Raw genomic sequence first — 11,958 nt, 5'->3', positions numbered from 1 at the left:
TTCTACAGTCGTGTGAAGTGAGCACCGATTCATGAGCCGCATCCACGACATTCCGGAAAATGACCGCCCGCGTGAGCGGTTGCTTCGCCTCGGCCCTCAGGCTCTGTCAGATGCAGAACTGCTCGCTCTTTTCATCAACACCGGCACGAAGGGAGAAAACGCCCTGCAGATCGGGCAGCGAATCCTGCGTGACTACAAATCCCTGCGCGATCTTTCCCGTCTGGAACCTGCCATCTTGAGAAAGATCAAAGCCCTGGGCCCTGCGAAAACCGCCCTGCTCGCCGCTGCTTTTGAGCTTGGCCGCCGATCTGCGCAGGAGCCATCGCATACGGAGGTCATCCTCGACCGTCCGCAGCGCATCTACGACTACATCGGACCTGAGATGCAGGCTCTCGGTCATGAGTCTGTACGCATCATTTTACTCAACACCAAGCTCGCTGTCATGCGCAGTGAAGAGGCGTTCAAGGGCAGCCTGAACGAATGCGTTGCTCATCCGCGCGATCTGTTGCGGAAGGTGCTCATCCATAACGCCTTCGCCTTTGTCTTGGTGCATAACCATCCCTCCGGTGATCCCTCACCGAGTGAGGCTGACCGACGCATCACCCGCCGTCTCCGCGAAGCTTCTGAGGCCACCGGGCTGTTTCTCCAGGACCACCTCATCATCGGTACCCCTGCTGAATCACGCCCGCTGCCTTACTTCAGCTTCAAGGAGCATGGGATGCTGTAACTCTGCTGATTGAGATCACCACTTGTTCGCCTGAATCACGTCCTTCTCTCCCTTGAGATAATTCACGAGGTTCAGGGTGGCACGCATGGCCTGGCGGGGAACGCTTTCGTAGGTGCGTGAGCCAATGTGAGGCGTGATGAGGGCCTTGGGGTGCTTGAGCAGCGGGTGGTCCTCAGGCGGGGGCTCGATGTCGAGCACGTCGGTGCCGTAGCCGCCGACTTTGCCTGCGTCCAGCGCGGCGATCATGTCGGCCATATGGACGAGCTCGGCACGGGAGGTGTTAACGACGAGCAGCTCGGGCTTTGCGAGCTTCAAACGTTCAGCATTGATGAGGTTGCGGGTGCTTTCGCTCAGGTTGGCGTGCAGACTCAGCACGTCCAAGTGCGGCAGCATGGTCTCAATCTTTTCATGTTGAGTGACGCTGAACTCGTCGGCAAAAGCCTTGGGCCAGTACTGTGGCAGGTCCATGGCATGAATCTTCATGCCGAAGGCGGCGGCACGTTTGGCCACTTCCTGACCGATACGGCCCAGGCCGACGATGCCGATGGTCTTGTTCCAGATTTCATGGCCGGTGACACGCTTCCACTGGCCGTTGCGCACGGAGTTGGCGGAATCGACGAGATTACGCACCAGGGCGAGCAGCAGGCAGAAGGTGTGCTCGGCCACGGTGGTGTGATTCACGCCGGGGGTGAAAAGCACGGGCAGCTTTTTCTCCGTGCAGGCCGCCACGTCGATCTTGTCCAAACCGATGCCGTATTTTGAGATCACCCGCAGGCGAGGCAGGGATTTGTCCAAAACGGCGCGGGTGATTTCGTCGTCGCCGCAGAGGAAGGCGTCAAATTCACCTGCCAGCTCCAGCATGCGGCTTTCGGGGAGGGGGCCGCGCTCACGGTGTACTTCGTAGCCCTGAGCGGCGAGCAGCTCGTGGTGTTCGCCGGGGGTGTCCTGATAGCTGGTGGTGGTGAGAAGGATGCGCATGGCTGGGAATTCAGATTGCAGATGACGGTTTGTGGAATGAGAGGGTGATCATGGGACAAGACGAAATCGAGCGCAACATGGGCGTACAGCCTCTGGACGGGATCATGACCGAGCATGAACTGGGAAATCACGCCTTGGTGGCGGCCAGTACCGAGCCCATGACCCACAAAGCCGTGCAGCGCGCCCGCAAAGGCCGCCGCCTGACCAAGCACATGAAACAGCGCATGGCAGACGCACTGAATCTCCTCATCAAACAGAAGGGCATAGAGATCGAGCGCCCCTGGGGCGTGAAGGATTTGTTCACGTATTGAGTGGCAAAACGGATAGCCGGAGGTGGATCGCCCGGCTTGCCGTGGGGATTTCATCGCGCTAGGATCTCGGAACCATGTCCGATGCCATCGCCAACCGCCGTTTCGTCACAGCCACCGAAAAAATCGACTTCCAATCTCCCTGGACACTCGAGGAGTGGATCTGCCGCAGCGACATCGTGAACAACAAGCACCTCATGATGGTGCGGGCCAACATGGAGCCGGGGCGCAGTCATCCCTTCCACTCGCACCCCACCCGGGAGGAGATGATCTACATCCTTTCAGGCAAGGCCGAGCAGTGGGTCGGCCAGCAGAAGAAAATTCTCGGCCCTGGTGACACGGCTTTTATTCCCATGGGGGAAATTCACGGTACCTGGAATGTGGGAGACGAAATGCTCGTCTTCCTAGCCATTCTTTCCCCGGCCAAGGCGGATGAGCCCGGCCTCGTCGATCACAGTGAGGAAGAGCCTTGGAAATCCCTGCGGAAGTAGCCCTGCGCCTATTCAGCGCGCAGTTGTTTGCGCAGATCGTTGATGCCGTCACGAATGGCGAAGAGTTCGGTTCGGAAGTCGTTGAACAAATCTTGCCGGTCCTTCCACTCGGGTGCCTCCATCAGTTCGTTCAATGCGGCGAAGGCGTCGTTAGCCCAGTTGAGGCAACGGCGTAGAATCGCGAGCGTATGGCCGGTTTGGAAGGAACCGCCAAAATCCTGCGTGCCAAGCGCTCCAGCCAGCTTGCCGCTGATGTTCATCGAGTTGCGGATGAAACGGTCGAGCGCTGTGCTGCCATCACTCTTTGCTGCGTTTTCAGCGCGCTCCTCTTTGATCTCGCTCAGAAGTCGCAAGACGAAGTCATGGGCCATGGTTTGCAGCGGGTGGGCTTCACGCTCGCTCTCTTCTTCCAGGAAGTCGGAGAAGGCTTGGTCATCGAGTTCGTTCTCGATTCCGTCCAGTTCAGGCAGCACTTCTTGGCCCTCTTTCCAGGCTTCACCTTCTGAATCATCATCATCAGGTTCGAGTTCGCGGCTGCCGTCCAGCATGTGATCCCAGCCCATGACATAGGCGATGCGGTCATCCTGCAGGCCATCGACACCGTATTTTTCGATTGCCTCCATGTTCGCATCTGTAAGGCGGTCAGACAGCTTGAGTGAGTCTTCCCAGGATTCCTCACTGGCATCGAATTCCTCATCGTCCTCCTTCTTCGGCTCGGGGCGCTGGATGATGTCGGCCAGCCATTCCCGCATGGCTTGCAGGTTGCTCATTTTTTGCGCTTCCTCCTCCGCCTCGTCCATTTCCCAGACCCAAGCGGAGATGCTGACCTGAAAATCCGTGCCCTCAATGAATACACGTCCGTTCTCCTCAGAGAACCATTCGATGTAAAGCGCATGAGCTGTCCCGCGCTCCACTTTGTGGCAGGCTGTGATATCGCCGACATGGCCCTTCTGCTTTGGCTGTAAGGCGGAGGCAGTCCTCGCTGAGGGATTGGGGTTGGTGAAGGTAATTTTGCAGCCAGCGACGTCGCGCCAGGCATTTCCTCTCAGGTCGATGATCACGGGATCTTCCCGACCGAGCAGCCACAGCTTGCCACGCACGTTGTCGCGGGTGGTGTTATCGATTTCACCACGGATAATGGCAGGGGTGAGACATATGGCCATGGAGCATGAGAGAGCGGGCTTGGCGGGAGTGTCAAGGCTAAGGCACAGCTTGACTCTCCCCTCTGGCTCGCTTGAGGTTGTCTGTCCGCGCCATGGAATTGATCTCGATCGTCGAAGCCCTTCTTTTTGCCACCCAGGAGCCCTTGGGTGTGCCGCAGATGTGTGCCGCCGTCAAAGAGACGGCCAAGGATATTTGCGATGCCGCCAGTGAGTCCGTCGCAGAGGGGGGGCAGATCCAGATCCCGGAGTGGGTTGCCCCATTGGCTGCCACGACTGAGGAGCAGGTACGTGCGAGTTTGGACGAACTGATCGCCCGCTATGCAGCGGAGAAGCATGCATTCACCCTCGTCGAGCGTGCGAACGGCTGGCGAATCGCCGCCCGTGGCGAGTATGCCGAATGGTGCCGTGCACTTTATCCCGGCAAAAAAGTGCAGCGCCTGAGCCAGCCCGCGCTGGAGACTCTTGCCATCGTGGCCTACCGCCAGCCGATCACGAAAGCCGGCATCGAAGCGGTGCGCGGTGTTTCGGTGGATGCGATGGTGCAGCAACTCATTGACCGCGGGTTGATGAAAATCGAAGGCCGGGCCGATCTGCCGGGCCGTCCGCTCCTGTATGGCACCACGGAGGCTTTCCTCGATCATTTCGGCGTGCGCAGTCTCGACGACATGCCCAACGCCTCCGAGCTTCGCCGGGTGAAACTGCCGACCGCCGAAGAAAGTGCGGCGGCTGCCGATCATCCGCAGGAACGTCAGCTCTCCCTGGCTCCCGTCACGCCTGCGGCGGATGAGTCTTAACCTTTTTTCTCCTGCGGTTCATGTCCCTCGAAGAAGTCCGCAACAAGATCGACAGCATCGATCAGCAGCTGCTGCGTCTGCTCAACGAGCGCGCCGAATTGGTGCATGCCGTTGGCGAGATCAAACGCAAGGATGATCTCGACATCTATGTGCCGGGTCGCGAAGACAAACTGCTGCGCAAGCTGGCGGAGATCAACCGTGCGCAAAATGGTCGTCTGACTGAGCGGGCGATCCGTGCCATCTACCGCGAGATCATGAGCGCAGCGCTCGCTTTGGAAGACAGCCTCAAAATCGCCTACCTGGGGCCCACGGGCTCGTGGACACATCAGGCCGCAGTGAACAAGTTTGGCCACTGCGTGGAATACCTCGCGGAAGCCAGTACTGAAGGTGTCTTTGGCCGAGTGGCCGCGCAGACCGCCGACTATGGTGTGCTGCCCATTGAGCATTCGACGGAAGGCGCGGTGCATCACACGCTGGATCATCTGGCCGACAGCGCGTTGCAGATCTACGCCGAGATTTTGTGGAAGGCCGATGCCGCCGTCATGGCGCAGGGGCCGAACAGCACCATCACCGAGATCCATGGCCGGGCGCAGATGCTTGTGCATTGCCGCCCCTGGCTCATGCAGAGCTTTCCCGGGGCACAACTGATCGAGTCAGCCAGTTCCAGCGCTGCGGCCACCCTCGCGGCGCAGAATCCCGCTGTGGCTGCTCTGGGCACCCCGCTGAGCGCTGAACTGCACGATCTTCGCGTCATCGCCACTTCGCCGCGTGAATACACCACCCAGACGCGCTTCATCATCCTCGGTCGCCGCTCAGGTCCGCCCTCAGGCAATGACAACACGATGCTCATGATCCATTCCAAGGATCGCGTGGGAGCACTCATGGAAGTCCTGCAGGTCTTTGCCTCACGCAACGTCAACGTCCGCCAGATCGAAAATCGTCCTACCACCAGCGGTGCTCAGGCCCGCTTCTTCCTTGAAATCAGCGGCCATCATTCCGATGCCACGCTGAAGCAGGCCATCACCGCTCTTGAAGTCGAAGGCATCGCTGTTCAGGTGAAGATCCTCGGCAGCTATCCGGCTCCGGGCTGGGTAGAGGAGCGGTGATGATCCCTCGTGACTGTCTCGGTGGTATTGTATTTTGAATTTCACCGGGTTCTAGGCTGGAAAGCTTCATCCGGTTGCCTTCAGGACACTCCTGACTTTCTTCAGCCTTGATGCGCTTGATCTCGCTCCTGTTTTTTTTAACACTGCCGCTGGGTGCTGCGGACACGGTGCAGTCCGCGCCTTGGACGTTTGCGGACTATGAGCGATTTAATTCTGCCACGTTTCGCCTGCATCCGCCTGTGTTGAAGGTGATGGATCGTGCCGAGATGGATGTTGGCCTGCTCAATGCGGCGATTTTCTTTGTTACCAACACGGAGCGGGAGAAGCACAAGCTGCCGATGTTCCAAACTTCGCGAGTGCTGACGGCGAGTGCCTATGAGCACTCGCGAGACATGGCCTTGGAGAATTTCTTTTCTCACGAGAATCCGAATGATCCTTCCAAACGCACCGCCTGGCAGCGCATGGAGGCCAAGGGGCTGAAAAGTGGCGAGCGCGCTGAAAACATCGCCATGCGCACCACGAACGGCCTCACTTACCTCGCCTTTGCAGATGAGATGGTGAAGTTGTGGATGAACTCTCCGGGCCACCGGGCGAATATTCTGAACCGCAATCTTCTCTTTTTAGGCTGCGGCGTTCATGCCTGCACCTGTCCGAAATTTCATGTCTATGCCACGCAGAATTTCGCATCGGTGGTTCCCTGAAGATTATGGGCAGTGACCTGTTGCCTAAGACGGGCGTCTCAGCGGCAGCGCACGACCCGAAAGCCGACGTATGTTGAAGCAAGCTCACCAGGCAGGTTGAAACGACTCGCGCAGCGGGCTTCAGCGGCCGTGTGCCGCCAGCTGCCTCCTCTGACGATGCAGTTTTGGCCCTTGCTGAGACCATGGGGGTTGTCCAGCGCCTGCATCTGAGTTCCGTAACTTGGATCGTAAAAATCCCAGCACCACTCGGCCACGTTGCCAGCCATGTCATAAAGGCCGAATCCGTTGGGCTGAAAACTGCCGACAACAGCGGTGTACGGTTTGCTGCTCATCAGCGCGGGCGCTGTTCCTTCACGCTGACATTTGTCATACTCGACGAGGGATGAGCCATGGTAGTTGGCTTGCTCATGGGTGATGTCATTGCCCCAGGGAAAACGTTTGCCTGCAAGACCACCCCGGGCTGCAAACTCCCACTCGGCCTCCGTGGGCAGGCGGTACCCATTGGCCTCCCAGTTCACATGCTGGTTGCCGATGTCCACCCTGCCTTTGCGTGCGATGTTCTGCTTGGTGGCGGTGGTATAGTAGCAAGGAGTGAGGCCTTCTTTTTCGCTGAGCGCGTTGCACCACTTTACAGCGTCTCCCCAGGAGACGCCATAAACAGGATGGTTCTGCGCTTTGCCATTGCCAGCCGGAAGATCTGGATAGCCATGTTCCCGCCCCCAAAGCATGACCTCGTCCCAAAGCTTCATAGTCGTTTCATATTTTGCCATCGTGAATGGTGCCAGCCTGACCTGATGAGGCCGTGCATCCTTCAATCCATCCAAGGAATCTCCCATGACGTGCTCACCTCCCTGAAGCGCCACGAACTCTGTCTCAAGGCTCGTGTCAGGCGGTGATGCGGGCGCTGCGATCGGCAAGTCCGGGACAACAAGTGTATCACCTAGACAAGGCTCAGTTGTTGGTGCTGTCTGAACGGGGGGAGTTGTGTGAACTGACCGAGCTGCCTGAACGAGTGGAACTGTCTGGACCGTCGGAGTTGCCCGAGTTGTTCGAACGGGCGGAGATCCGGGAGGGGGACGGTTGAGGCCGAGAAGATAGCCGCAAGTGACAGCAATGAAAAAACCCGTTCCTATGAGCCATTTTTGAGCAGGCCGATACCGTTGGTTGGGAGCCGAGGGCCGCGTGTAGAACGGCCTGTTCGTTATCGAGGGCAGTTCATCCTGCCTGAAAGTCGCGGGAAACTTTTTTACTCCCATGTATCGCGGTCTATCTTCTATGCTTTCTATGTCGCTTGTCATTTTTAGCTCAGAAAAAGCTTTTTCATCATCTTGAGAAGATGTGGCGGTGAGTAAGGGGATTGGTTCGGAAAGAAATCTGCCGCCCTCTTTTTGTGAACGTGCGCAACAGCATAAAAACCAGTCAGATTTCCCACCGCATTCAAGGAGGCATGCAGAGGTGGGTGAAGCGTCAATGTCATCTTTGACAGATTCGGGTTTCCACCCGATTTATTCACCTGAATTATTATTCATAAATGAACCTGAGCCCTGAGGTGGAAAGACTCCACTCAGGTTTATGACTTATGCCATGTTCTTCGAACAATGGCATGAGATGCGACAAGGTTATTTCGAAGCCAACTGAGCCAGCACTTTCGCAACGGTGTTCTCGACGCTGAGGCCGTGTTTTTTGCGGAGGACTGACGGAGTACCGTGCTCGATGAACTGGTCGGGCCAGCCGATGCGGACAACAGGAGTATGAATTCCAGCGTCACTCAGCTGTTCGATGACGCCGGTACCGAATCCATTGCGCAGAACGTGGTCCTCAAGGGTGCAGACGACCTTCACTTTTCTAGCGAAGGATGAGATGCAGTCCATGTCGAGGGGTTTGATCCAGCGTGGATTGATGAGGGCGACGGAGAGGCCTTTGGCTTCGAGCTCAATTTTAGCGGCTTCAGCGATGGGGAACATATCGCCAAGGGCAATGAGGGCGACGTCGCTGCCATCGGCAATGACTTCGGCCTTGCCGATCTCGAGGCGGACGGGCTTGTCCTTGGGCATGATGCCGGGGCCGTTACCGCGCGGGTAACGAATGGCGATGGGGCCGCTCTCGTAGCAGGCCATGGTCCACAGCATGTCCACAAATTCATCCTCATTGCGCGGCTGCATATGGACAATGCCCGGGATGCCACGGAGGTAGGCGATGTCGAAGAGACCATGATGCGTGGGACCGTCATCCCCGCTGAGACCGCCACGATCCATGCAGAGACGGACGGGGAGGTTTTGGACGGCCATGTCATGCACGATCATGTCGAACGCGCGCTGCATGAAGGTGGAGTAAATGGTGAGGAAGGGCTTCAGGCCACGAGTGGCGAGGCCGCAGGCAAAGAGAGCGGCATGCTCTTCGGCGATGCCGACATCGAAATAGCGCTCTGGGATTTCCTTTTTGAAGACACTCAGGCCTGTGCCACCGGGCATGGCACCGGTGATGGCCACGATACTTTTGTCGGCCTTGGCGAAGTCGGTGACGCTGCGGGCGAAGACCTGGGAGTAGGTGGGCTTGTCGCTGCTGGGAGTCTCGCCTGTCTCGATGGTGTATTTGCCGAGACCGTGGAATTTGCCGGGATCGTTCAGGGCAGGGGTATAGCCGCGGCCTTTCTCGGTGATGATGTGCAGGATCACCGGTTCATCCTGAGTCTTGAGGAACTCGAAGGTCTGGATGAGCAGGGGGATGTTGTGCCCGTCAATGGGGCCGTAGTAGCGGATGCCGAATTCGTCGAACAGGGAGCTGCGGTTGGAAGGTGTCTGGCTTTGTGGCAGAAGGATGTTTTTGGCATGGTCTTCGACCTTCTTGGCGATGCGGCGTGCGTCCTCCCCGAGCACGAACTCAAGCAGTTTGCTGGCTTTCTGATGCAGGTTCGCGTACGCTGGATGCGTGGCGATGGAATTGAAGTACTTCGCAATGGCACCGACGTTGCGGTCGATGGACCACTCGTTGTCGTTGAGCACGACGATAAGGCGCTTGGTGTGCGCAGCAACGTTGTTCATCGCTTCGAATACCGGGCCGCAGGTGAAGGCGGCGTCTCCAGCCACGCAGATGACGTTTTCATCGCCACCGGCGAGATCGCGCCCGGTGGCCATGCCAAGGGCGGCGGAGAGGGCTGTGCCTGCGTGGCCTGCACCGTAGCAGTCGTGTTCACTTTCGCTCCGAAGGAGGAAACCGTTCAGGCCGTCATGCTGGCGGATGGTGTGAATGCGGTCCCAGCGACCGGTGAGCATTTTGTGCACGTAGCCTTGGTGTGCGACGTCGAAAACAAAGCGGTCTTTGGGGGTGTCGAAAACCCGATGCAGGGCGATGCTGAGTTCCACGACACCGAGATTCGGGCCGAGGTGGCCGCCGGTCTGGCTGAGGGTCTCGATGAGAGTCTGGCGAATTTTCTCCGCAAGTTCGGGCAGTTTCTCCAGCGGCAGGGCTTTGAGGTCAGCAGGAGAGTTGATGGCAGGCAGTTGGGTGTCCACAGGTCTAAAAAAGTCGAATTTCGCCACCTTCAGGCTCGGCGGTTTTACGGCGGCGTGCGGGGGAGCGGAGTTTTTCGGTGTCTTCGGCGCTCTCGTCGTTATCAGCGGCATCGTCAAATGAACTGAGCGAGGCTTTGCCACCTTCCAGATCGGCGCTGATCAAATCCACACGACGGCGGGCACCATCGATGCGCTGACGACAGAGTTTAAGAAGTCGTACCCCGTCTTCGTAGCTGGAAATCATTTCCTCCAGGGAAAGCTGGCCGTCCTCCATGCCTGCCACGATCTCATCCAAGCGCTGCATGGCGTCTTCAAAGGAGGGTTCGTCGGACTTGGGGCTGGGTTTGCTCATGTGTGTTTATCACTGGCCAAGGAGGCACGGAAGGGCGGTTATTATCCGGGCTTCATAGGAGGTCGCAAGCAGGAAAAGCCGTGCATTAAAGTCAATTGGTCTACCTACGGCAGAGGCGGGAACTCAGAATGATGCTCGGTGAAGCGGCATATGCTTGGTTTTGACCTCCGAGCCTGTTGAAGCGATGCAAAGCCATCACCTCAGCCTCCTTCAAGTTATGGTATAACGCAATAATTATTGAATTTATATTCACTTGTCATAAATTAACATTTAGACCGTGAAGATTCTCGAACGCCGATTTCGTCTCTATGCATGCGTCGTTGGTTCCATGTTCTGGTCCCACGACGCGCTTGCCTATTTGGGCAGTTTCGAAGAACAAGATGGCTATCGCATCCCCATGAGCGGGCAAATTTTGTCGGCGTATGTAGCCGGGGATGCCCAGTTCTATCTCAACAACACCTCAGCCAATGGCTACACGGGTGTGGTGCCGCTGGGAGCCTACCCCAACTCTTTGGGGGACGGTACCAACGGACCTGACGTCACACGATATAATGCGGGTCAGTATGGCACCAACAATTCTGGCCCGGGGGGCGGGGCGGCGGACATTGCCGACGGCACGGGCCTGTGGCAGGTGCTTTCTGGAGGCAGGCTGTATGAAGATGCCACGGCTCCCTACTACTATGGGAGTCAGTATGATCGGAATCAGATCGTCGCTTACCGCAATACAATGCCGCACTCCGGGGCGCAGACCCTGAACCTGATGGCTTCGGATCAAAGCTTCAGCTACCGATACAGCATGGATGCGCGCGATTTTGATGGGATTACTCCCGCAAATACTGCGGGACTGCAGGTGGAAATGTCGTTTTGGGTCAAGCCCTCCGACTGGGATGACCCGGACACCGGCAATATGATGGGGCTGTCGCTGCTGGATGCTGCCAATCAGCCCGTGTTTGAAGTGGGGTACACTGGCGACAATTTCCTGCAGTACCGCATGATTGGCGGCGCCTGGCAGACGACGGTCTATCAAATGGGCACGCTGGGCTGGTCTGAAATCACCGTGGCGCTGGATACACTGAACAGCACCGCAACTCTCGGCATAAGCGCCTTTAATGACGGAAGTGCAATGCTGGGAAGCAGCGTTGGCGTACTCAACAGTCAAAGTCTTGGGCTAATCAGTGGCGCAATCACCGGCCTGCAGTGGGATTTACGCGGGGGGAGTCTGGACAATGGTGCGGTGAGCTACATCCAAAGCTTTGACGACTTTAATTTTTCCATCACTTCCGTCATACCGGTGCCTGAGCCTGGCGGTCTGTTGCTCTTGATCCTAGGGGCCGCTTTGCTGCATGTCCCACGCCGACGTGCGTAAGCCGCTGGTGATGCAAGACAAGCCCCCATAAAAAAACACCCGGTCTTGCGACCGGGTGTTCTCATTGAGGAGATGATCCTGCGATTGGTTACGCGAAGATGTCGAGGACAGGAACGCCCTTGTCGCCGACCGTGAACGGACGGTTGGAGGGGGACATGACCACTTCATCCACGGGAAGGCCCATGGCATGGCCGATGGTGGCCTGGAAGTCCTGCGGTGTGCACTGCTTGTCAGCGACACGACGGCCTTCCTTGTCGGTGGAACCATAGACGAAGCCGCCCTTGACGCCGCCGCCTGCGAAGACAGTGGAGTAAGCAAGCGGGTAGTGGTCGCGGCCATCATTTTCGTTGATGTCCGGTGTGCGGCCGAATTCGGAACCCATGACGATCATCGTGGATTCAAACAAGCCGTTGGAGACAAGGTCTTCGATCAAGGCGGCGAAGACGCTGTCCATGGTGGA

The 11,958-nt window shown here is 57.7% G+C and carries 13 protein-coding genes; 7 read left to right on the top strand and 6 right to left on the bottom strand.

The genetic code is table 11. The features are described from left to right. Positions 1–31 precede the first annotated feature (31 nt). Positions 32–727 carry a RadC family protein gene (gene radC, locus ACILSL_RS05270; RefSeq protein ID WP_395730956.1) on the top strand — a complete coding sequence of 232 codons (696 nt, stop codon included), beginning with the start codon at positions 32–34 and terminating at the stop codon, positions 725–727. A 15-nt stretch (positions 728–742) separates the two neighbouring features. Here radC and ACILSL_RS05265 read toward each other — a convergent pair whose 3' ends face one another. Further along, positions 743–1,705: a phosphoglycerate dehydrogenase gene (locus ACILSL_RS05265; protein WP_395730955.1), complete on the bottom strand. Its 963-nt coding sequence runs from the start codon at positions 1,703–1,705 to the stop codon at positions 743–745. 50 nt (positions 1,706–1,755) lie between these two features. On the opposite strand from ACILSL_RS05265, the gene ACILSL_RS05260 reads away from it, so the two are divergent. After that, the gene (locus ACILSL_RS05260) at positions 1,756–2,016 is read left to right on the top strand and encodes a hypothetical protein (RefSeq protein ID WP_395730954.1); all 261 of its coding nucleotides are present in this window, start codon (positions 1,756–1,758) and stop codon (positions 2,014–2,016) included. Positions 2,017–2,090: 74 nt separating this feature from the next. Continuing rightward, positions 2,091–2,504, top strand: a complete 414-nt coding sequence (locus ACILSL_RS05255) for a cupin domain-containing protein (RefSeq protein WP_395730953.1) — start codon at positions 2,091–2,093, stop codon at positions 2,502–2,504. 8 nt (positions 2,505–2,512) lie between these two features. On the opposite strand, the gene ACILSL_RS05250 is transcribed toward ACILSL_RS05255, so the two are convergent. Next, positions 2,513–3,667: a hypothetical protein gene (locus tag ACILSL_RS05250; RefSeq protein ID WP_395730952.1), complete on the bottom strand. Its 1,155-nt coding sequence runs from the start codon at positions 3,665–3,667 to the stop codon at positions 2,513–2,515. A 92-nt stretch (positions 3,668–3,759) separates the two neighbouring features. Here ACILSL_RS05250 and scpB point away from each other — a divergent pair, with 92 nt between their 5' ends. From scpB to ACILSL_RS05235, 3 genes are all read left to right on the top strand, one after another. After that, positions 3,760–4,461 (top strand): SMC-Scp complex subunit ScpB, encoded by a 702-nt coding sequence (scpB, locus tag ACILSL_RS05245; RefSeq protein WP_395730951.1) that lies wholly within the window; start codon positions 3,760–3,762, stop codon positions 4,459–4,461. Positions 4,462–4,481: 20 nt separating this feature from the next. Beyond that, positions 4,482–5,567, top strand: coding sequence for a chorismate mutase (gene pheA / locus ACILSL_RS05240; protein ID WP_395730950.1), 1,086 nt, complete (start codon positions 4,482–4,484; stop codon positions 5,565–5,567). A gap of 110 nt (positions 5,568–5,677) precedes the next feature. Then, positions 5,678–6,268 carry a CAP domain-containing protein gene (locus tag ACILSL_RS05235; protein WP_395730949.1) on the top strand — a complete coding sequence of 197 codons (591 nt, stop codon included), beginning with the start codon at positions 5,678–5,680 and terminating at the stop codon, positions 6,266–6,268. Positions 6,269–6,306: 38 nt separating this feature from the next. Here the strand turns inward: ACILSL_RS05235 and ACILSL_RS05230 are convergent, their stop codons facing one another. The 3 genes from ACILSL_RS05230 to xseB form a co-directional block, all read right to left on the bottom strand. Continuing rightward, positions 6,307–7,524, bottom strand: coding sequence for an SUMF1/EgtB/PvdO family nonheme iron enzyme (locus ACILSL_RS05230; RefSeq protein ID WP_395731062.1), 1,218 nt, complete (start codon positions 7,522–7,524; stop codon positions 6,307–6,309). A 363-nt stretch (positions 7,525–7,887) separates the two neighbouring features. Next, on the bottom strand, positions 7,888–9,780 hold the full coding sequence (gene dxs / locus ACILSL_RS05225) for a 1-deoxy-D-xylulose-5-phosphate synthase (RefSeq protein ID WP_395730948.1): 1,893 nt from the start codon (positions 9,778–9,780) through the stop codon (positions 7,888–7,890). Between the two features lie 4 nt (positions 9,781–9,784). Then, positions 9,785–10,132, bottom strand: coding sequence for an exodeoxyribonuclease VII small subunit (gene xseB / locus ACILSL_RS05220; RefSeq protein ID WP_395730947.1), 348 nt, complete (start codon positions 10,130–10,132; stop codon positions 9,785–9,787). A gap of 277 nt (positions 10,133–10,409) precedes the next feature. On the opposite strand from xseB, the gene ACILSL_RS05215 reads away from it, so the two are divergent. Continuing rightward, positions 10,410–11,498: a hypothetical protein gene (locus tag ACILSL_RS05215; RefSeq protein ID WP_395730946.1), complete on the top strand. Its 1,089-nt coding sequence runs from the start codon at positions 10,410–10,412 to the stop codon at positions 11,496–11,498. Positions 11,499–11,586: 88 nt separating this feature from the next. Here ACILSL_RS05215 and ACILSL_RS05210 read toward each other — a convergent pair. After that, the coding region (locus tag ACILSL_RS05210; protein ID WP_395730945.1) for a DUF1501 domain-containing protein at positions 11,587–11,958 on the bottom strand (372 nt) is incomplete at its 5' end.

This window comes from Prosthecobacter sp., assembly GCF_044222345.1.
GTDB lineage: Bacteria > Verrucomicrobiota > Verrucomicrobiia > Verrucomicrobiales > Verrucomicrobiaceae > Prosthecobacter.
The sequence above is the reverse complement of the archived record's forward strand: the minus strand, read 5'-3'. Positions and strand labels throughout refer to the sequence as shown.